This is a genomic window from Myxococcus sp. SDU36 (assembly GCF_030168875.1).
GTDB classification, from domain to species: Bacteria; Myxococcota; Myxococcia; order Myxococcales; family Myxococcaceae; genus Myxococcus; species Myxococcus vastator.
In genome coordinates, this window is sequence record NZ_CP077414.1 from 5,142,756 (window position 1) to 5,162,374 (window position 19,619).

Annotated in this window: 19 protein-coding genes; 16 read left to right on the top strand and 3 right to left on the bottom strand. The window is 66.9% G+C overall.

Annotated features, from left to right (window positions below; all coding sequences use genetic code 11):
- Positions 1 to 175: 175 nt before the first annotated feature.
- The 5 genes from KGD87_RS20420 (at position 176) to KGD87_RS20440 (ending at position 5,407) form a co-directional block, all read left to right on the top strand.
- A complete protein-coding gene (locus tag KGD87_RS20420) occupies positions 176 to 2,104 on the top strand; it encodes a polysaccharide deacetylase family protein (RefSeq protein ID WP_284661971.1) in 1,929 nt (642 codons plus the stop codon).
- A gap of 252 nt (positions 2,105 to 2,356) precedes the next feature.
- On the top strand, positions 2,357 to 2,710 hold the full coding sequence (locus KGD87_RS20425) for an ArsR/SmtB family transcription factor (protein ID WP_284661972.1): 354 nt from the start codon (positions 2,357 to 2,359) through the stop codon (positions 2,708 to 2,710).
- Positions 2,711 to 2,714: 4 nt separating this feature from the next.
- Entirely contained in the window at positions 2,715 to 3,200 is a 486-nt protein-coding gene (locus KGD87_RS20430; RefSeq protein WP_284661973.1) for an SRPBCC family protein, read from the top strand.
- Between the two features lie 169 nt (positions 3,201 to 3,369).
- Positions 3,370 to 4,503 (top strand): alpha/beta hydrolase, encoded by a 1,134-nt coding sequence (locus KGD87_RS20435; RefSeq protein WP_284661974.1) that lies wholly within the window; start codon positions 3,370 to 3,372, stop codon positions 4,501 to 4,503.
- 139 nt (positions 4,504 to 4,642) lie between these two features.
- The gene (locus KGD87_RS20440; protein WP_284661975.1) at positions 4,643 to 5,407 is read left to right on the top strand and encodes an RICIN domain-containing protein; all 765 of its coding nucleotides are present in this window, start codon (positions 4,643 to 4,645) and stop codon (positions 5,405 to 5,407) included.
- A 90-nt stretch (positions 5,408 to 5,497) separates the two neighbouring features.
- Here KGD87_RS20440 and KGD87_RS20445 read toward each other — a convergent pair whose 3' ends face one another.
- Entirely contained in the window at positions 5,498 to 6,190 is a 693-nt protein-coding gene (locus KGD87_RS20445) for a retropepsin-like aspartic protease (RefSeq protein ID WP_284661976.1), read from the bottom strand.
- A 239-nt stretch (positions 6,191 to 6,429) separates the two neighbouring features.
- Between KGD87_RS20445 and KGD87_RS20450 the strand changes: the two genes are divergently transcribed.
- The 3 genes from KGD87_RS20450 (at position 6,430) to KGD87_RS20460 (ending at position 8,722) form a co-directional block, all read left to right on the top strand.
- Entirely contained in the window at positions 6,430 to 7,095 is a 666-nt protein-coding gene (locus KGD87_RS20450) for a DUF4476 domain-containing protein (RefSeq protein ID WP_284661978.1), read from the top strand.
- 253 nt (positions 7,096 to 7,348) lie between these two features.
- Entirely contained in the window at positions 7,349 to 7,939 is a 591-nt protein-coding gene (locus KGD87_RS20455; RefSeq protein ID WP_284661979.1) for a DUF4291 domain-containing protein, read from the top strand.
- Between the two features lie 432 nt (positions 7,940 to 8,371).
- Positions 8,372 to 8,722, top strand: coding sequence for a hypothetical protein (locus tag KGD87_RS20460; protein WP_284661980.1), 351 nt, complete (start codon positions 8,372 to 8,374; stop codon positions 8,720 to 8,722).
- Between the two features lie 92 nt (positions 8,723 to 8,814).
- Here the strand turns inward: KGD87_RS20460 and KGD87_RS20465 are convergent, their stop codons facing one another.
- Together KGD87_RS20465 and KGD87_RS20470 are read right to left on the bottom strand one after the other, a co-directional pair.
- Complete coding sequence (locus tag KGD87_RS20465) at positions 8,815 to 9,291, bottom strand: SRPBCC family protein (RefSeq protein WP_284661981.1); 477 nt, start codon at positions 9,289 to 9,291, stop codon at positions 8,815 to 8,817.
- Complete coding sequence (locus tag KGD87_RS20470; protein WP_284661982.1) at positions 9,288 to 9,635, bottom strand: ArsR/SmtB family transcription factor; 348 nt, start codon at positions 9,633 to 9,635, stop codon at positions 9,288 to 9,290. The genes KGD87_RS20465 and KGD87_RS20470 overlap by 4 nt, the downstream gene beginning before the upstream one ends.
- A gap of 339 nt (positions 9,636 to 9,974) precedes the next feature.
- On the opposite strand from KGD87_RS20470, the gene KGD87_RS20475 reads away from it, so the two are divergent.
- From KGD87_RS20475 to KGD87_RS20510, 8 genes are all read left to right on the top strand, one after another.
- Positions 9,975 to 10,868, top strand: coding sequence for a glycosyltransferase family 2 protein (locus tag KGD87_RS20475; RefSeq protein WP_284661983.1), 894 nt, complete (start codon positions 9,975 to 9,977; stop codon positions 10,866 to 10,868).
- Positions 10,855 to 11,814, top strand: coding sequence for a radical SAM protein (locus KGD87_RS20480; protein ID WP_284661984.1), 960 nt, complete (start codon positions 10,855 to 10,857; stop codon positions 11,812 to 11,814). The genes KGD87_RS20475 and KGD87_RS20480 overlap by 14 nt, the downstream gene beginning before the upstream one ends.
- Positions 11,815 to 11,870: 56 nt before the next feature.
- A complete protein-coding gene (locus KGD87_RS20485) occupies positions 11,871 to 12,665 on the top strand; it encodes a glycosyltransferase (RefSeq protein WP_284661985.1) in 795 nt (264 codons plus the stop codon).
- Positions 12,662 to 14,797 carry a glycosyltransferase gene (locus KGD87_RS20490; protein ID WP_284661986.1) on the top strand — a complete coding sequence of 712 codons (2,136 nt, stop codon included), beginning with the start codon at positions 12,662 to 12,664 and terminating at the stop codon, positions 14,795 to 14,797. Before KGD87_RS20485 ends, KGD87_RS20490 begins: the two co-directional genes overlap by 4 nt.
- 106 nt (positions 14,798 to 14,903) lie before the next feature.
- Positions 14,904 to 16,193: a TIGR02270 family protein gene (locus tag KGD87_RS20495; RefSeq protein WP_284661987.1), complete on the top strand. Its 1,290-nt coding sequence runs from the start codon at positions 14,904 to 14,906 to the stop codon at positions 16,191 to 16,193.
- Positions 16,194 to 16,215: 22 nt separating this feature from the next.
- The gene (locus tag KGD87_RS20500) at positions 16,216 to 17,238 is read left to right on the top strand and encodes a DUF2169 family type VI secretion system accessory protein (protein WP_284661989.1); all 1,023 of its coding nucleotides are present in this window, start codon (positions 16,216 to 16,218) and stop codon (positions 17,236 to 17,238) included.
- Positions 17,235 to 18,272 carry a 3-oxoacyl-ACP synthase gene (locus KGD87_RS20505; protein ID WP_284661990.1) on the top strand — a complete coding sequence of 346 codons (1,038 nt, stop codon included), beginning with the start codon at positions 17,235 to 17,237 and terminating at the stop codon, positions 18,270 to 18,272. The genes KGD87_RS20500 and KGD87_RS20505 overlap by 4 nt, the downstream gene beginning before the upstream one ends.
- Positions 18,273 to 18,281: 9 nt before the next feature.
- A complete protein-coding gene (locus tag KGD87_RS20510) occupies positions 18,282 to 19,616 on the top strand; it encodes a DUF4150 domain-containing protein (RefSeq protein WP_284661992.1) in 1,335 nt (444 codons plus the stop codon).
- The last annotated feature ends 3 nt before the right edge of the window (positions 19,617 to 19,619 follow it).

The following is a 19,619-nucleotide window of genomic DNA, read 5'->3' on the forward strand; positions in this document are numbered from 1 at the left end:
TGCCTGCCTCCAACCGCGACGGGAGGGCGTGTGGCAGCTCCGCCGTCGCCATGGCCCTCGTCCTCAAGGGAGCGCTCCGGTTGCGCCTCGCTCCGCCCGGACTCAAAACGTGAGGGGGCGGAGCGCAGGGGGGCCATCGCGAAGGGGAGCATCGTGGCTTGAGACAGGGGGAAACATGCGAGCAAGGCTCAACGCGCGGGCGGGCACCTGCCTCCTCGCAATGGTGCTGGGAGTGTGGGGCGGAGGGGCGTGGGCCGGAACGCCAGGGGCGCGGACGGTCGTCACGCTGGCCTTCGACGACGGACTCGAGGAGCAGCGACAGGTACTGGACATGCTTTCGGCCTCGGGGCTGAAGGCGACCTTCTTCATCATCAGCGGGCGGGTGGGCCAGTCGAGTTACATGAACCTCGATGACCTGCGCCGACTGGCCGCGGCCGGACACGACATCGAAGGACACACCCTGCAGCACGCGGAGTTGGCGACGCTGACGCCCGAGAACCAACGACTGGAGATTTGCGAGGACCGCCTGCGGCTGCTCAGTTGGGGCTTCTCGCCCACCACCCTCGCCTTCCCCTTCGGCTCGAACGATGCGGTGGTGAACCAGACGGCAGCGGCGTGCGGCTACAACTCCGCGCGCGACGTGCGGGGCCTGATGGACACCTGTGGTTCCTGCCCCGCGGCCGAGACAATCCCTCCCCTCGACCCCTACGAAATCCGCACGCCCGCCACGGTGACGCGCGACGACGGACTGGAGCAATTGCAGGCGTGGGTCACCACGACGGAAGCCGCGGGGGGCGGCTGGGTGGTCGTCATCTTCCACTTCGTGGAGCCGGACTGCACCAGACGCACCTATTGCGTGACGCCCGACGTCCTCCGGGCGTTCATGGGCTGGCTCTCGCAGCGGGCACCCATGGGAACAGAGGTGCGCACGATGCAGGACGTCCTGGGCGGCGCGGCGCAGCCCGCGGTGCACCCCGTGCCCCAGGCGCCCACGGACGCGCTGAAGAATCCCTCGCTCGAGGACGACGCGAACGGCGACGGCGTGCCCGACTGCTGGCAACTGGGCCCCGCCCACGGCGGCGTCGTGCGCGCCGAGCGCTCGGCCGAGGCGCACAGCGGCGCCTGGTCCTACCGGCTCGAGCGCGTGGACGCGTCCGGGGGCGTAGCATCCCTCCAGGTGCTGCGCGACGACGGCACCTGTGCCCCGGCCGTCACGCCGGGGCGCGGCTCGCGGGTGAGCGTCTGGTACCGCGCCAGCACCCCGCTGCACCTGGAAGCAGCCGTGAAGGGGGCGGATGGGACGTGGAAGGTGTGGGACCGCGGCCCGAGCCTGCCGCCCACGGAGGTTTGGACGGAGGCGTCGTGGGAGCTGCCCATCGCGCTGCCGGCCGACGCGTTCGGACTGAGCGTGGGCGTCGCCCTGGAAGGGGTCGGATGGGCGCTGGTGGACGACTTCGGGCTGGCGGACGCGGCGGTGCCCGCGGCGAGCTTGGTGCTGGACGCACCGACCGGCGGAGAGGACTTCGTCGTGGGTGAGGAGGTGGAGGTGAGGTGGTCCACGCTCGGCGACGTGCGGACGCTGGACGTGGCGTACCTCACCGAGGCGAGCGCCACCTGGGTGCCGGTAGCCACCTCGGTGGAGAACACGGGGCGGCTCATCTGGCGCGTGCCCGACGTGCCGAGCCGGGAGGCACTGCTGCGCGTCGCCAGCACCGCGGACGAGACGGTGTCGGGCGTGAGCGCGCCCTTCCGCATCCTGGCCGAAGCCACGCAGCCGGGCATCGCGGAGCCGCTTCCCGAGGAGCCGCCTGCCGAGGAGGTCCTTGATGACGGGCAGATGGAAGGCGCGAGCGGTGGTTGTGGGGGATGTGGAGGCGCGGGCACCGGTCAGTTGTTTCTCGCGGTGGCTGGCGGCCTCTTTGCCCTCTCGCGTTCGCGGGCGAGAAGGAGATTGGAGGCACCGCCAACGCGAGGTGGTCATCGCGCCCCGCACCCGTGCTCATCCCTGGGGCCTGGATGCTGTCCACATCGGCCTCGACACTCCGCGCGATGGCAGCAAGGCGCTCCCCCTGGAGGGGAAGAAGACGGCCAGAGTGGCGACTGAAGCGGCGGCGAAGACGGAACATCTCAGGTGCCGCGACGGGGGCTGAACGAGAACGTGAGCACGGAGGCCCTGGTGCGTGGGCAGCACGCCCAGGGCCTCCAGTACGCGGCGGACTCCTCCACCGTGGCGCGTAGGGGCGTGATGACTTTCGGCCGGTCCGCCGACGCCACGGCCCGCGGTTCGAACACTCGACTCGGCTTGCCCACGAACATTCCTTGACGGGAATATATCCCTCATGGAATATACACCCTCGTGATTGAGACCTTCACGGCGCTCGCCGACCCGAACCGCTTTCGCATCGTGGAATACCTGTTGGGGGGCGCTCGCTCGGTGGGTGCCATTGGGGAAGCGCTGCACCTGAACCAGCCGCAAGTGTCGAAGCACCTGCGCGTGCTGAAGGAGGCCCGGCTGGTGGACGTGGAGGCGCGCGCCCAGCAGCGCCTCTACGGGCTGCGGCCCGAGCCGCTGCGCGAGCTGAACGCGTGGCTGGAGCGCTACCGCGACATCTGGGACGAGCGGCTGGGACAGCTCGACTCGCTCCTTGAAGAACTCAAGACGCAGGACCTGGAAACAGCGCAGCGACATCCTCGAAAGAAGAAGGGATGAAGTGATGAGCCTTACGTCAGTGGAGTTGGAGTCGGACCGCACCATCGTCATTTCTCGCAAGTTCAATGCGCCCGCGCGCATCGTGTTCGACGCGTGGACTCGCGCGGACCTGGTGAAGCGCTGGTGGGCGCCGAAGGCCCTCGGCGTCACCATGGCGAGCTGCGAGGCGGACGTGCGCGTTGGCGGCGGCTACCGCTACGTGCTGCGCAATCCGGACGGCGGTGAGACGGCCTTCTCAGGCCAGTACACTGAAATCAATCCGCCCTCGCGGCTCGTGTACACGCAGGTCTTCGAGCCGATGGCGGACGCGGGTTCGGTCACCATCACCGTCACCTTCGACGAACGCGACGGAAAGACACACATGGTCTCGCGAGAGCTGTATCCGTCGAAGGAAGTGCGGGAGGCCGTCCTCGCGTCCGGCATGGAGCACGGCTTGCGCGAAACGATGGAGCAGCTCGACGCGCTCGTGTCGTCGCCGGGCCTCGACTGAGCCGGTGCACCGGCGCAGCGCTGGGCTGGCGCGTGAAGTGAGCATCACCCGCTTCAATGAACGTTACCGTGCAAGGCGCGCCAGGCACCAGACGCCGGGCCTCAGGCACTACGATGCGGCGGTCTGCTCCTCTTGCCGGATGTCGTCACCGCCCCGCCCTCTTCCCTCCATGCCAACCCTCCTGGCGCTACTGCACATCGTGGGCTGCGTGCTGCTCGCGGCCGTCTTCTTCGCTCCCGCTGGGGTGCCCACGCTCGTCCACCTGCTCAAGGGCATCCTGCGGGAATACAGCCTGGTGATGCTGTTGCCGGCGCTCCTCACGGCGCTGGTGGCCGTCTGGATTTCCCATGTGGACGTGTGGCGGTGGCTGCGCTGGGGGACGGCGGCATCCGCGCTGCTCGTCGGCATCCTCGCGGTGTGGCCCGCCGCCTCCGCGTGGCGGATGGCCAGGGCGGCTGACATTCCACTCAGCCTCCGTGAGTATCTCCGTCCCCTTGTCGGAGCCCGTCCCCTCCCGAGCCACACCGTTCGCTTCGCCGTGGTCGAGGGACGCGACCTGCACGCCGACGTCTTCCTTCCCGAGCCCTCCGCCTCCACGGCTCGCCCCGCCGTGCTCTACTTCCACGGAGGTGGCTGGCGTGGTGGAGAGCGCGGCTATGCCCGCGCCTGGGCCGACTTCCTCACCGCGCGGGGCTATGCGCTCATCTCATTCGACTACCGGCTCTTTCCCCCTGCCACCGGATTGAAGGCTCCGGGAGACGTCAAGTGTGGCATCCGCTGGGCCAGGGAGCACGCGGCCACCTACGGCATCGACCCGGACCGGCTCGTCCTCTTCGGTGAGTCCGCGGGCGGGCACCTCGCGACCCTGGCGGGGTACACCGAGGGAGCTGCGCGCCTCCCCTCCTCCTGCGCCCCCGGGGACACGTCGGTGGCGGCCATCATCAGCTTCTACGCGCCCAGCGACCTGGTGGCCTACGCCGCGAGCGCCCCTGCTCCGCTCGAGGGCTTCACGGGGGTGCCGCTGGAGGGCCACCGCGCGCTGTACGAGCTGCTCTCCCCCATCAATCATGTCGGGCCACGCTCCCCGCCCACACTCCTGCTCCATGGCGGGGCCGACAGCGTCGTGCCGCTCGGCGCCTCGCAAGCGATGGCCGCTCGACTGGCCCAGGCTGGCGTTTCCCACGCCCTCTTCACGCTGCCGTACGCGGAGCACGGCTTCGACATCTGGGATGGCGGCTTCGGCCGACAGCTCGCCCGGGCGCGGGTGGGGCGGTTCCTCCAGCAACACGCGCCCGTCGATTGAGGGCAACCCCTCGCGCGGCACGTGGGTAGGACGCAGTGGGGCGTGAATGAAATCCAGGTGCCCCCGTCATGAAGGACACAGAGCGAGGGGGCTGCGAGAGCGGCCCCTCCCCAGGGAGTCTCAACCAAGGAGAAGTCCCATGTTGGCAGTTCGGAGTAGCTCCGAGGGCGTTCGTGCGCGTGAGAACCGGTCGTCCGCGAAGGGCAAGGGCTGGGCGGCGCTCGCGCTGCTGCTCCTGCCGCTGACGGCGGCCGCGGGGCCGGGGCCGGGCTACCGCTGGGACGAGTCGCGCAATCGCCCCGGGCCCAACCGCTGCCGCGACAACGCGCAGTGCGATGGCGCACGCACGTGCAGCCCCGCGGGCTGGTGCCAGGGCGAGGCGCGTCGCACTCCGCCCCCGCCGCCTCCGGGCCGAGGCCCCGGCGGACAGGACTGGGGCAATGGCCGAGGTGAGACGCGCCCCCAGCGCAGCACCTTCATCCGCAGCAGGCTCGCGGGGCTCGTCATCGACATCGCGGGCGGCAACCGCGCGCCGGGGGCGGGGCTCATCGCCCACCCGGCCAAGTCCAACCGCGTGGGCAATGACAACCAGAAGTGGGAGCTGGTGCCCACTCGGGGCGGCTACCTCATCCGCAGCCGGCTCAACGGGCTCGTGCTCGACGTGGAGGGAGCCAACAAGGCCCAGGGGACCCGCGTCGTCACCTGGGAGGCCCATGGCCAGCCCAATCAGGTGTGGCAGCTGGTGCCCGGCCGCGTCCGCGGCACCTACTACATCCAGAGCCAGCTCAACGGCCTCGTGCTTGACATCGAGGGCGCCAAGACAGACGGCTCGGGGCGGCTCATCACCTTCCCCATGAAGCGCGACGGGACGGCGAACAACCAGCTCTGGCAGTTGGACATCTGACCCGATAACCACGGGGCGCATCAGACGACCGCGCAGGTGTGGCAGCCCCCGTGACCCAGTGCGCTACCGGGTCACGGGGGCTTCGTCGCTTCACGTCAGGAGTAGTCGCGAAGGGTGAGCTGGCGCTTGCCGCCGTCCTTCAACGTGAGCACCACCGTCTTGCCCGTGGCGCGATACCGCAATGGCGACGCGCCGGTTGGGGAAGTCCACGTCCACGACGAGCTGGTTGAAGGCCTCCTTGCCCAGGATGACGGGCAGCGGGTGGCCTATCAACCGTGCGACCTCGGACAGGTCGATGACAGCGACCGTCAGCCCCGTCAGTGTCAGGTTGCCCAGGGTGATGTCCACGCCGCCGGCGAGCTGGGCCTGTGCCTGCCCGCCACTTCCGACCGCCGCGAGCTGCCCCTGTGTCTTCAGTCCCAGCCCACGCGCGTAGGCCGTGTCGACCACCGTCATCTCGGCGCCACTGTCGAGAAGCACCTGCGTTGTCTGGCCGTTCGCGGAGTCCGGGTTGTCGGTGAGCACCTCCTCCAGAAAGGGCATGCGCACGCCCTGTACCTGACGCCAGTCTCTCATCCGTGCGAAGCGGGTGACGTTGTTCTCGCGGATGCGCAGGCCATGGAGGGCTCCGTCGGCCTCATTGAGAAACAAGTCGTAGAGGTCTTCATCGCCCGCGCGTCTCGAAGCCACGCTGGAGCGCCGTGAGGACTTCGTCCGGAGGCACGGGCCGGAAGGAGGGGGCTCGCCCTCCTCGACGAGCACCGCCCCCTTGTGTTCAGCCAAGGAGTGTCAGGACGCCTGGAGCAGACGCCATGCATGACCGTGCGTCCAGACAGGAGATGGATCCACCGGTACCGAGTCCCCTCCACGGATGTTTGGGCGCGGCGCCCTGCCCCGAGGCGCGGCATCACGAACAAGCGAGGCTCTTCGTCGACAGTTGGACCGTGAATATTCCACCCACAAGTGCGTCCAGGTGAGCCAGTCCGGGACTGACTCCCCGCACCACAGAAGGAAAAAGCTCGATGAACCCGATTGCTCGCGCAGTGCTTGCCTCATCCCTGTTCGCCGCGTCCTCCGCCTTCGCACAGGACGTCGAGATGAACATCCAAGCCGATGACATTGACATGCCGTCGACCCGCATCGTCGTGGAGGGCATGTCCCCGGATGGCGAGGCAGCGGGCGTCAACATGGAGATTCGCGGTGGAGGCGCCCGCATGGAAGTGAACGTGTCGGGCACCGGGACGCCACCGCCGCCGGAGCGACATGAGCGCAGAGAGCGTCGTGAGCGAGTCGCGCCGCGCGAGGAGTCCGTCCGGCATGTGCGGTACGACTCCGAGCCCGCCTTCCGCGATTGTGGAACGAACCAGGACCCGGGCTGCACCATGCAGCGCAACGGCCATTTCGCGATGGACGCGGAGACCTTCCGCGGCTTCATGCAGTCCCTCAAGAGCACCCACAACGAGCTGACGCGGGAGGACATGGTGGAGAAGGTGATGAAGCGGGCCTTCCTCACCGCGAAGCAGTTCGGCCTGGTCCTGGACCTGTTCCAGAACGAAATCACCCGCCTGGACGTGGCGAAGACGGCCGCGCCCCGCGTGGTGAACCCGCAGCACGCGCTGGGGTTCTCGTCCAAATGGAGCAACTCCATCTCCGCTGACGAGTACGTGGAGCTCATCACCGAGCAGTAATCCGCTGGAGGTCGCCCCAGCAGCCTCCGCGCGCCGCCGTATCCCTGCCTGCCCAGGCGCCCTGCTTCACTGGCCCCAGCCCAGAGGCCAGCGCAGCAACATCAGCCGCAAGGTGGGAGGGGGCCGCGGTGCATCCCCCTCCTGAGGCGGCCTGGCGGACCGGGATGGTGGCCCAACGCGCGTGCGTGGGGCCTGCTACCGTGCTCGCCATGATGCGGGACTCGCGACAGGCGGGCGGGATGGGGGCGCGGTCATGAGCGCGCAGCGAGAGGTCCGTGCCGACTTCGACCGTACCTCCATCGTGATGTATCAGGCTTATCCGGACGCCATCGCGGACGTGGCGGTGGCGCGGCAGAAGTTCGGTCCGCCCTTCTCCACCGGACGGATGACCTGGATAAAACCCAGCTTCCTCTGGCTCATGCATCGCTCCAACTGGGGGCGCAAGCGCGGGCAGGAGCGAACGCTCGCGGTGCGCATCCGGCGCAGTGACTGGGAGGCGGCCCTGGGACTCGGAGTCCTCACCGCCTATGAGCCGAAGGCCCACGGCTCATCGGAGGCGTGGCGCAAGGCCTTCGACGCCGCGCTTGTCCATGTCCAGTGGGACCCCGAGCGCACGCTGCGTGGCGCGGGACTGCCCCATGACAGCATCCAGGTGGGGCTGGGCCGCGCCATCATCCAGCGCTTCGTGGAGGACTGGATTGTCTCCATCACGGACTTGACGCCGCTCGTGCAGAAGCTGCGCAAGCACCTGGACGCCGGACGCGCGGAGCAGACCTCGCGACTGCTGCCCCCCGAGGCCATCTACCCCGTGCCGGCGGAGCTCGTCCGGCGGCTTGGGATGTGACAGGTGGGGGCGGGCCTTGTCCGCTCCCGCGACGGGGCCAGGAGCCCGCACGCCGCTGACACCGTCCGCCGGGCTGCGATGGGATGCCTGAGCCGGCGTGTGCACAGGGAAGGCTGCACCGCCTCTCCACCGGATTGGCGCACAGCATGTGGGCCCTCGGCACTCCTGGGCCTTCATGGTTCGCTCAAGTCGACCAGACAACGTTCCCGCGCGAGCGCGGGCCCCTGCGTGCCCAAGCGGAGCGGAAGCTTTCACGAAAGCTGTCGCCACGCCCAATCCATGCACAGCGACTGCAGACAACTGCATTCAAATACACGGGGCCAGTCTGAAAACTTTTCAGATAGTGGCATTCAACGATAGAGCAGCGCGGGCAAATATTGCATATCGCTCCTCGGAGCTCAGGTTGGTGAGTTCCATCACCAGGAGAAGCGTATGAAAGCACTGTCATTCGTGATGGTCGCGGGTCTTGTCATGGGTGCGCTCACGGGTTGTGGTGAGACGTCTTCGCCGGAGGCGGTCGCTGGCGAGCAGGGGCCGCGTTACGAGGCCACGCTGAGCGACGGGACGGCCGTGACGGTGCGGGACGCCTCGGGCGAGAGCAACGTGAGCGCCCAAGCCATCGAAGGAGAGCGCACCGTCACCGAGGCCGCGTGTTGGGTGACGCTGCAGTGGTGCAGCGAGCCGGGTACCGGCGACATCGTCTGCACCCAGAATGGAGGCTGCACCACCGCGCAGTTCATCGCAGCGTGCATCTCGCTGGCCCAGGATATCTGCGGAATCTGATACACCCATGGAGGCTCAGCGTCAGCCCGCGTCAGGGCTGGCGCTGTTGCCGCGGGCGGTGATTCCGTGGTGGATTCGATTCGGACTTCAGCTCACCCGAAGCGCGAGTCCAGCTTCGTGAGCTGGCTCGTGAAACCATCCTGCTGCATCTTCGTGAACTCTTCGCTGTGCATCGCGTCCAGCGTGACCACCATGCGAACGCGGTCGCCGCTCGGGAGGAAGTCCACGGCGATCTTGCTCTCGTAGGTCGCGACCCCGGGCAGAAAGTCGATGACGTTCGTGAGGACAAGTCGCGAATGTGGCGCCACCTCGGTGAAGTGGGAACGGGTCGCATGGGAGGTCGGCTGGCCCATTTGCTTCATCGCGGCAATCATCTCCGGCGAGTCAGCAATCATGTCGTACCGGAGGGTGCCGCCTACGCGTGCATCGAGTTCCTGAACCTCGGCACGGAAGCCCTGTGGCCCCCACCACGACTCGAAGCCCTCTTTCGTCGTCCAGAGCGCCCAGATGTCCTGGATTCCCGCCCGGTAGGTGCGCTCGATGACGACCTTCGCCTTCTCGTTGCTCATTTTCGCTGCCTCTTTCCTTCGACTCGCCGAGTCTGTTGTTGCTTTTTCTCCAGCGCGGCTCCGAAACGGTCGATTCGCGCCTCCCATAGTTGCCGGTACGGCGCGAGCCACCCGTCAAGGTCCTTGAACGGCTCCGGCTTCAAGGCGTAGAGGCGACGTTGCCCATCCGGCCGCATCGAGACGAAGCCCGATTCCGAAAGAATGCGCAGGTGCCGCGAGACACCGGACTGGTGGACTCCAGCCTTCTCGACGACGTCGCTGACCTGCTGCTCGCCATACCGAAGCGCCTCGACGATGCGACGGCGCGTCGGATCAGAGAGCACCTGAAAGACGTCAAGTTGCATGAAGGCGTATATACACGTCCATGCATATCTCAGTCAAGCTCGAACCCCGGCGCAGTCCCGGCGAGGCTCCGTTGCCCTCGTCGAGGTCCGCCCTCTCTGCCAACGTAAGCGAGATAGTCCGTACCCGGCAGTTTAGCACGCAGGGCGCGCCAGACAGGAACGAGGAGCCAGTGAGGGAAGAGGACATAGTGGAGGCTCCGGCACCCCGCCCCAACTTTCACCACCGAGGACTCCAGCTACCGAAACGTGCGGGCTCACTACGGTAGCGGTCCGACAAACGAGACTCCATCGGGTGTGAAGGCGGTTCAAGGAGCCTGACATCTGGGGTCACCAGGCGGCTTGATTTTGACGCCGGATTGCACTGAAAGCCAATGGATGACACCACTTCCAGGATGCACAGCCCTGGTTGCCACGCGCAATCGCTGGAATTTACTTGTCGGCCGGGCCTTGCCTTCCATCCGTCGGCAGACCCGCGCGGTCCGCGAGGTCGTCGTAGTCAACGACGGGACGCCATTCGAGGCCGAAAAGGAGGCGGCGCTGCGGCGGTTGCTTCATCCGCTACCGCTCGTCATGCTCGACAATCGAAGAACCCCGGGGGCTGCGGGTGCGTGGAACACCGGACTGGAGCATCTGCTCGCCTTGTCGCGAGCCGGGTTCGTTGCCCTCCTCGACGATGACGACAGCTGGGAGGCGTCGCACATCGAGGACAACCTCCGTGTTGCCGTGCGCGAGCGAGCTGACGTCGTCGTGTCCGGGCTCCGGCTGGTAGTGGATGGCCAGGAGCGGGAGCGCCCGCTGCCAGATGGGCTTCTCCCTGGCGACTTCCTCGTCGGAAATCCTGGGTGGCAGGGGTCCAATACTTTCGTGTCTCGCCGTCTGTGGGCGACGGTTCAGGGCTTTCGTGACGGACTTCGGAGCCTCAACGACAGGGACCTCGCCATCCGCCTGCTGCGAGTGCCGGGTAGCCGGGTTGCCTACACCAGTCGATGGACAGCGACCTGGTACCTGTCCACCCAGGGCGATTCGTTGTCGTCGCCGCGGTCACCAGCGAAGATCTCTGGCCTGCGCTGGTTCTGGCGGCTCTACGGTGGTGAGATGTCGCCGGTCCAGGCTGTGGCGTTCTTGTCGCGCGCTGAGAGCCTCTTCGGCGTGCGGCGCACTGAAATCGAAGCGGACGGGGAGGATGTGCCCCCGCATCAGCTGCCATGGGGGGATTTGCATGGGTTCGTCTGAGAGCAGCTTCGGCAGGCCGCCGCAGACATCAAACCGATGGCTGTTCCCGCTGCGGGCGTGGTATCGGGCGCGGGCATGGTGGCGCCACCAACGGGTGTCCCGTGGCCTCACGCGAGTGTTGGGACCTCAGTACCGCCGCAGCCTGGAGTTCATCGAGATAGACATCACCTATCTCTGCAATCTGAGCTGCTTCAACTGCAACCGCTCGGTGCGGCAGGCGCCAGAGGCGCTCCATCTCCCCCTTGAAGCCGTTACCGCGTTCGTCGAGCAATCCATTGCACGAAGGAAGCACTGGCGGCGCATCCGAGTGCTTGGCGGCGAGCCGACGCTCCATCCCGACTTCTTCGCCGTCATTGAGGAACTGCGTCGCTATCGCCAGTCGTATCCGGATTGCCTTATCGAGGTCGTGACCAACGGATATGGAGAGGCCGTCCGGTCGCGGCTCGCCCGGCTGCCAGCGGATATCTGGGTCGAGAACTCCGCCAAGACTGGCGAGGTGCAGCCGAGCTTCGGCCCCTTCAACCTTGCCCCGGTGGACGATGCCAGGTACCGGCACGCCGACTTCCGCAACGGATGTGCCATCATGCGGGATTGTGGGATGGGATTGACGCCGCTCGGCTACTTCCCGTGCGCCGTGGCGGGTGGGGTGGCCCGCATCACCGGCGAGGGCGGCGGCCGACGCGAGTTGCCCGCCGATGACGACGACATGATGGACCTCGTCGAGCGCAACTGCCGGCTGTGCGGACGCTTCCGCGACGGGCACTACGTGCCCACGAACCTCCGGCCAGCGTTGCTCGAGGAGCTGATGTCCCCGCACTGGCATTCGCTCTACCGAGCCTGGTGGCGGAAACACAGGCCTGGCCGACCACTGCCTGCCGCGCTCTCCGGCGAGGCCGTTGCAACAGCGCGCGAGTCGGAGGGCTCGCATCCCGAGAAGCCGTCATGAGGCCGGACCTCTCCGGGTTCGGGCACACACGGTTCGTGAGCGTTGCAGGAACCTCCGTGACCGCGGTCGCCAGCGAGCAGCATGTGTGGAACTCCGAGGTGGTGGTCATGGTCAACGTGCACAACCAAGCCGGGCCGCTCGCCGCATGCCTCGAATCCATCACGAGGCAGGAGCGCCCCGCCGGCGGACTGGGTGTCGTGGTGTTTGATGACGACTCAAGTGATGCCTGGGCGGCCACCGTCGGACGATTCTGGAAACGGCTCCCGCTCGTTGTCTGTCGCGCGCGATGCGGCGCTCCTAATCGAGCACGAAACGCGGTGCTCTCATTCGTCGACGAAGCGATGCGGAATACACGATGGGTCGCTCGCCTCGACGCGGACGACTGCTTCTCGACCGCGCGCTCCCTGGCCGCGGCGTGCGCGCAGGGCGACCACTGCGATGCACGCTGGGTCCTGGGAGGAAACCGGCTCATCCAAGAGGGACGGCTTCTCGAACGGGAGAACCCGGCGACGGAGGCGCTCCTTCGACCGGATTACGTGCTCTCCGTGCTGAAGTCCATGGCCAATGGCACCGCCGAGAATGAACTGCCCTCCTGCAACCTCCTGCTCCGTCCACGAACGGGCTGGCGCTACCCGGAGGTCGAGAGTGCGGAGGACCATTGGCTTGTCACGGACCTGCTGCTCAACCACACTGCTTCGGGCGCGGTGCTCACAGCCCCTCCCTACTGCGATTACAACCTGGGGGGCGCAGTAACGGCGGTGAACCGACGTTCGGAGCACTATGTCGCTTCGCGGAAGGCCCTGTTCGCGCAGGCACAGGTGTGGGTGGCGCGGCTGGGTGGTGGACGATGATTCTCGGGGAAGGACGAGAAGGAGTCGTCCGGCGCGTTGGCGACTACGTCGAGAAGCGATTTCACCGGGGCACCATCGACGCGGCGAAGGTGGACTGGTTTGGCGGAGCACTCCGAGGAACGATGCCCTTCATTCCCGAGCCGGAGTGGACCCTCTCCGACGAAACGTGGGTGCTGCGCTACCCCTGGTTTGAGACGCTCCCCGCCGAGGACTTTTCCCTGGACGAGGTCAGGGACTTTCTCCTCTTCTGCCTTGAAAAGAATCTTGTTTGCGCGAACATCAAGCGTGCGAACTTCCGCCAACGGCCAGGGGGTGGGCTGACGTTCATCGACATCGGCGTGTGGATTGTCCCAATGAACGTAGACTTCTTTCGCGACGCCGCAGCGCGAGCGTTCGCCCTTGCTGCGCTCGGGTGGACAGATGAGGAGCTTCGGCAGCGCAGCCAGGGATTGCGCGAGGACGGTGCGCTCACGAGCCTCCCCGGCTTCGCCGACTTCTACCGGAAACTGCTCACCGAGCATGCGTTCCGACAGTGGCGAACCGCGGAGCTGATGGAGCCGAGGCAGCTCGCGCCAGCCTCCGAGGTGACGCTCCTCATCAAGGCGTGCGCGATGGACGTAGCAGCGCTGCTCACCCAGGTGCGTCACATCGTCGGGCAGCTTGAGTCGCCGCGCCGCTTCGCGCGACGCGTCCTCCTGGTGGACCCATTCCCCGGACCGTTTCTGCGCGAGTACGCGCCGGGGGATCTTCCATGCCTTCTCTCCTCAGCGCAGCAACTTCAGCGAGAGGGGACCCTCGACGAAATTTGGATTGCGCCTCGGGAGCCAGGGCTCATCGCGGCGGTGAACGCGGCGTGGTTCGGCCTCGCGTGTGACACCACGCACTCCGCACACGGAGTCCCCATCACGCCACAGCTCTGGGGTTTCGACCAGGTACGGACCCGGTACGTACTCCAGTGCGACCTCGACGTGCTGGTCGGCCGGCGCGACTTCGACCATGACTACTTGGAGGAAATGCGGGTGGCCGCATCGCCGCAGGACGTCCTTGGCGTGGCGTTCAACATCCCCCAAACCGAAGGGATGACGTCTCAGCCGTACGATGCGTCCCCCGGCGCGTTTGTCCCCGAGGTGCGCTGCGGCCTGCTCGACCTGGAGCGGATTCGTGCATGCAGACCGCTTCCGAACGCGCTCGTTGATGGGCGTCTCGTGCGTTCCTGGTACCGCTCGCTCGAAGCGCATCAACAGCGGCATGGGTTGAGAACCCTTCGCGGCGGCGATGCACGGACCTTCTACGTCCACCCACCCAATGTTCTCAAGACGGATAAGGCGTTCCTCTCCCGCGCACGCGACCTGGTCGGCCAGGGACGGGTACCGGACGTGCAACGGGGCCAGTGGGACCTCACGGGGCTCACCAGCGACTGGGCCTACGCGCAGCGCCGCGAGTCCATCGTATTTCTCATCAAGGGGCGGGACGTGGGCCTGGCGCGGGTGCGGCGGTGTCTCAGGAGCCTCGCCATGCAGGAAGACTCGCGCTTCGGAATCATCCTCATCGACGACGCAAGTGAAGGGCTCTTTCCGTGGAAAATAGGCCACCTGCTCAAACCGTTCCTGGACCGATGCACCCTAGTGAGGCGCTCACAGAATGTGGGACGAATCCCCAACTTCCGGCTGGGCATCCGTGAGCTGTGTGTCAACCCCGAAGCGCTCGTGGTGGTGCTCGATATGGATGATGCGCTGCTGAGCCGCACTTGCGTTGGCCGACTGAGAGCCGAGTACGAGCGGGGCTGCGATGTCGTGTTGGCATCCATGTTCCGGCCGGACAAGCCGACGAAGCTCTACCACCCTGATTTTGTCGAGCCCCGGCGGTACTGGGGTGGCGAAGTATGGATTCACTTGCGCGCCTTCAGGAAGCGGCTCTTCGACGCCATCCCACTGGAGGACTTGCAAATCGACGGACGATGGATTGAGCAGTGCACCGATTACGCGACGATGCTTCCCATCGTCGAAGCATGTCGGAAGCCCATGTACATCCCGGAGTACCTCTACTTTCACGAACGTTCGACGCCTCCCACACCCGAGTTACGCGCGGTCAAAGACGACATCATCCGGCGCATTCTCGAGAAACGATGGTGAACGGCCTCATTTCAGAGAAGAGCTCGAATCCACCGGGTCGTCTTCGCCAAGCTTCCCTGTCGTCCGGAATCCCTCCAAGCTTAGAAATACACTCGCAAGGATTGCCATGGTGCTGCTGGACATCCTGGAAGAGCATCTGAATGAAGCCGCCTTCCAATGGGAACAGTGGGAGCGCGCCCTGATGGCGCCGGACTTCACCCTGGAGGAGACCGCAGCGGTGGAGGAGCGCCTGCGCGCCCATCTGGAGGGACTGGAGGACGAAAGCGCGGCCGAGGCGGTGCTACGTCCCGCCTTCGAGTCGGAGGAGTCTCCGCTCATCTTCGCAGCGGCGTATGCGCTGCTGGCGCAGGGCGAGGTGGACGAAGTACTGCTCCGGTTCCGGAGGGACGAGCCCGCAGCACGCGCCGGCATCCGCCGTGCGCTAGAACTGAGCGAGGCTCCCGGGCTGAGCGCACGTTTAACCGGCCTGCTGAAGCTGGAGGACCGCGACCTGCAGGTCCATGCACTGGAGACGCTGGCCTTCCGCAACGAGGTGTCACCGGAGGTGCTGGCGCGCTTCCTCGTCCATGAGGAGCCGCGTGCACGAGTCGCGGCCCTGCGCGGTGCCCTGCCGCTGCCAGAGGAGGCGGTACGAAGGTTGCTGCCTCCCCTGCTGGACTCCTCGCACCCCGCCATTCGCGCAGCCGCCATGGAAGCGGGGCTGATGTCCGGAGTGGGCCTGGCCTGGGATACCTGCCGCAAGACGGTGCGGTCTCGCTCCCCACTCAGCCCCGAGCCGCTGATACTGCTTGCCATGGGTGGCGACGACGAAGACGTTTCCCTTCTGGTGGAGCTGTTGGAAACGGCCGAATCGCGCCCGATGGTCCTCTGGGCCTTGGGTTTCAGCGGGCGGTTGGCAGCCATGGAAGCCTGCGTGAAATACCTCGCGGAGCCCTCGGTGGCGCAGTTGGCCGGAGAGGCCCTCTCAGCGATGACAGGTCTGCGGCTGGATGGTCCCTACGCCCTGCCTCCTGGAGAGCGTCCAGCAGGAGCGCCCCTGCCTCCCGATTTGCAGGAGGACCTGGACGCGAATCTGGTGCCGTCCCCCGAGGACGACCTGCCCTGGCCGCAGGTGGCCGCCATCACCCGTTGGTGGGATGGAGCCCGCGACCGCTTCGAAAAGGGAAAGCGCTACTTGCTGGGCCAGCCTTTCAGTGGCCCCGTACTGGTGGATGCGCTGGAGACCAGTCCCATGCGGCGCCGGCACATCCTGGCGCGAGAGCTGGCCATTCGCACTCGGGGCCAGCATGTCATCCCCACGCGCGCCTTCTTCCCCCGCCAGCGAGAGAGCCTCGCCAAGGTCCGAAGCGCCAACATTTCATTGAGAGGGAGTCCTTTCGCGCATACCGCGCGCTGAGGACAGCAGGGTCTGAGGCACCATGCCCGTCATCGACAACCTCACCTCCTTCGCGGCCACCGACTTCCTCTCCCTGACAAAGGAAGGCGAGGAGTGCCTTGTCATCGTCGTCGCAGGCAGCTTCGGCCTGCCCCGGCCAGGGCGGTCCTCGGGGGCAACGCTGGCGTTGTGTGACAAGCAACTCGCGCCGCCGCGAACCGACGCGTACTGGGGAGCGCCGGAGAAGTCGAGCCTCCGCTACGAAGTTCCGTCCGCGTATACGCGGACCGCCACCGACATCCTGCTGCATGGCCGGGCATGGGCCCCTGGGGGCCACAAGGTGACGCGAGCGCAGGTGACCGCACGGGTTGGGGCGATGGAGAAGCGGGCAATCGTCTCCGGCACGCGTGTCTGGTACCGAAGCCTTGTCGGGCTGAGCGCCTCGGACCCGCTGCCCTTCGAGTCCGTGCCGCTCCAGTACGAGTACAGCTTCGGCGGCAGCTCCGCGTCGAAGTACGAGGCTCACAACCCCGTGGGCCGGGGCTTCTACGAGAGCGCGAAGGAGGCACTCGACAAGCCCCTGCCCTCCATCGAGGAGCCCCGGGCCCTGATACGAAGCTGGACGGACAAGCCCCCGCCTTGCGGCTTCGGCCCGGTGGCGCGCCACTGGCAGCCTCGCCGCAGGTGGGCGGGGACATATGACGCAGCCTGGGTGGAGAAACGGGCGCCGCTCTGGCCACCGGACTTCGACGAGCGCTTCTTCCAGACCGCGCCGCAAGGGCTCCAGGCCACGCCCCACCTGCGAGGCGGAGAGTCGGTGGTGCTGGAAGGTGTTTCGCCCGACGGCCCCATCGCCTTCGCCATCCCCGTCTTCAGGCTGCTCGCCCGCTGCACCTTCGCCCGGCGACGCGAGAAACGGCGCATGACGCTCGACACCGTGTTGATGGAGCCCGAAGAGGGTCGGCTGGTCCTCACCTGGCGAGCCACGTTTCCAGCGCACCGGGAGCTGGCCACGCATGAGGTGACCACGGTACGGCTCCTGGAGCCCTGGGAGGATGCGCCGTGAGCGGAGCGCAGGTGGTGGGCCTCGGGCTGTGCACGCCAATTGGCACCTCACGGCACATGACGCTCGCGTCGCTGCGCGCGGGGCTCGTGCGCTTCGCGGAGACAGAGGTGCTGGACCAACTGGGGCACCCCGTGCGGGCGTCGCGGCTGGGACTCCTCGACACGGCCCTGTCGCGGACGGAGCGCATGGTGGCCCTCGCGCGACAGGCGCTCGCGGGCGTGCGGCACGTGCTGACGGCGCAGTCGCGGGAACCGGTGCCACTGTACCTTGGACTGCCGGAGACCGGCGTGGGGGCGGCGGTGGAGCAGGAGGCGCTCGTGGCAGCGCTGATGGCGGAAGCCGGTGAGCGGCTGAAGGTCGTGAAGGTGTACGCGACGGGGCGGGCCGCCTTCTTCGAGGCCCTGAGCTCGGCCCAGGCGGACCTGCGCACCGGGCGCGCTGGAGCGCTGGCGCTCGCGGGGGCGGTGGACTCCCTGGGTGATATGGCTTCCCTGGAAGCACTGGCGGCGGCGCGACTGCACCTGGGACGCCTGAATCCGGACGGAAGAATTCCCGGAGAGGCGGCGGGGTTCGTCGCCCTGGCCCGCCCGGGTGCTTCCAGGACGCTGGGGCTGGAGGCCATGGGAGTCCTGCTGGGCACGGCGCTCGCGGTGGAGCCCCGGCCCTTCACACGGCGGGAGCCCAGCCTGGCGGAGGGCCTGACGGAGGCACTCCGAGTCCTCCGGCGCGATGCGGTGGTGGGTGCACGCCGGGTGGACGGCGTCCTGGCCTGCCAACCGGCAGAATCCTTCTGGGGCACCGAATTCACCCGGGCGTACCTGCGCAATGCCGCGCTGATGCCCGAGCCCCTCCAAGTGGGTGTGGCGGGCGAAGGGCTGGGAGATGCCGGAGCAGGCGCGGGGCCTGCCATGATGGGCGTCGCACTACACCGGGCGAGGTGGCGAGAAGGCGGGCAGCGCAGGACGCTGGTCTACGGGTGTTCCGACGGCGGGCGGGTTGGCGCCTGCGTCGTGGAAATGATTCCGGAAGTCTGAGGAGGAACCATGAGCAAGGTCTTCGCCAATGGCCGCTCGATTCTGCACAAGGGCGCCGGCAATACGCATGTCTCGGCCGCGCCAGATGTCTGCAAGGTGCCGACCCCTGCTGGGCCCGTTCCCACGCCCTTCATCAACTCGGCCCAGGATTCGATGCTCGCGAAGGGGAGCAAGAAGACGACGATTGAAGGCAACCCGGTGGCGCTGACGAGCTCCGAGTTGAGCACCAGCTCTGGAGACGAACCCGGGACGGCCGGCGGCCTCATCTCCTCCAAGTTCAAGGGAAAGATGACCTGGGGCAGCGGCAGCACGGACGTGAAGGTCGAAGGCAAGGGCGTGGTGCGCTTCCTTGATCCGACGCTGCACAACGGCAACACCTTCAACACGTCGTTCATCGCCATGGGCAGCACGGGACTGGCCTACGGGGATGACACGCAGTGCACGGCCTGCAACAAGTCGGTGGACACGCACCGGGTCCTCGAAACGCCGGAAGTCGTGGGGCACGTGGAGAGGGTGTTCGTGGAGTTGATGAAGCGCTTCAACGCGCAGCGTCCGCACCTCGACAGGTACCTGCTGCTCAGGGAGAAGCGGAGCGCGGTGGAGCGCAGGTCCGTCGAGAAGGCCAAAGAGGCGGCGATTCCACTGGCTCCCAAGAAAAGCAGGGCGGGTGAGCTGCTCACCCAGCTCAAGTCGAAGGACGCGGCGAACAAGGGGGCCATCACCGCCGAACTCGGCCCGCTCCAGGCTGAAATCAGGGAGGCGGAAGAGAAGATCAAGAAGCAACGGGTGGAGGATCGCCAGGAGGTCCTGGCGATAGAGCAGGAGATGGCCAAGGCCAATGAGCAGCTCGAGAGCATGAAGCCCGTCCTGCGGCTGGACGACGCCTCCAAGACGTTCCTCAGCGGATACATGACGGGGGCGTGCATCTGTAAATGCCCCCAGAAGCCCAAGATGCTCGCGGCCTGCTCAGGTGATGTCGCCCCTGGCTTCAAGGACGCCGTGGCCGCCACGCCGTTCGAGCTGGTCGAGAGCTTCCAGAAAAGCGAAAGCCAGGCGAGGAAACTCGCTGAGAGCGGGCGTGAGAAGTGGGAGTGCGCCGCGCCCAAGCTCCTCCAAAAGGGCGGCGCCGCGGGACACAAGCTCCGCGCCATGTCGGAGCGCTATTTCTCTCCCATGAGGAGCCCCGAGACCGTGAGCGTGGAGTACAGCCGACAGGACGAGGGCGACGCGGAGCCACGCAAGGTCAAGCAGGCGTTCGGCCATGGAGAATCCGTTCCCTCCTGCAAGGAATGTCAGGTCCTGACCCCCGAAATGTTGTGTGACAACAGCAAGGAATGCGCCTGAGTC

Coding starts and splice junctions, on each gene's coding strand:
- KGD87_RS20420 (WP_284661971.1), top strand. CDS start 176: ATGCGAGCAAGGCTCAACGCGCGGGCGGGCACCTGCCTCCTCGCAATG.
- KGD87_RS20430 (WP_284661973.1), top strand. CDS start 2,715: ATGAGCCTTACGTCAGTGGAGTTGGAGTCGGACCGCACCATCGTCATT.
- KGD87_RS20435 (WP_284661974.1), top strand. CDS start 3,370: ATGCCAACCCTCCTGGCGCTACTGCACATCGTGGGCTGCGTGCTGCTC.
- KGD87_RS20440 (WP_284661975.1), top strand. CDS start 4,643: ATGTTGGCAGTTCGGAGTAGCTCCGAGGGCGTTCGTGCGCGTGAGAAC.
- KGD87_RS20450 (WP_284661978.1), top strand. CDS start 6,430: ATGAACCCGATTGCTCGCGCAGTGCTTGCCTCATCCCTGTTCGCCGCG.
- KGD87_RS20455 (WP_284661979.1), top strand. CDS start 7,349: ATGAGCGCGCAGCGAGAGGTCCGTGCCGACTTCGACCGTACCTCCATC.
- KGD87_RS20460 (WP_284661980.1), top strand. CDS start 8,372: ATGAAAGCACTGTCATTCGTGATGGTCGCGGGTCTTGTCATGGGTGCG.
- KGD87_RS20465 (WP_284661981.1), bottom strand. CDS start 9,291: ATGAGCAACGAGAAGGCGAAGGTCGTCATCGAGCGCACCTACCGGGCG.
- KGD87_RS20470 (WP_284661982.1), bottom strand. CDS start 9,635: ATGCAACTTGACGTCTTTCAGGTGCTCTCTGATCCGACGCGCCGTCGC.
- KGD87_RS20480 (WP_284661984.1), top strand. CDS start 10,855: ATGGGTTCGTCTGAGAGCAGCTTCGGCAGGCCGCCGCAGACATCAAAC.
- KGD87_RS20490 (WP_284661986.1), top strand. CDS start 12,662: ATGATTCTCGGGGAAGGACGAGAAGGAGTCGTCCGGCGCGTTGGCGAC.
- KGD87_RS20495 (WP_284661987.1), top strand. CDS start 14,904: ATGGTGCTGCTGGACATCCTGGAAGAGCATCTGAATGAAGCCGCCTTC.
- KGD87_RS20500 (WP_284661989.1), top strand. CDS start 16,216: ATGCCCGTCATCGACAACCTCACCTCCTTCGCGGCCACCGACTTCCTC.
- KGD87_RS20510 (WP_284661992.1), top strand. CDS start 18,282: ATGAGCAAGGTCTTCGCCAATGGCCGCTCGATTCTGCACAAGGGCGCC.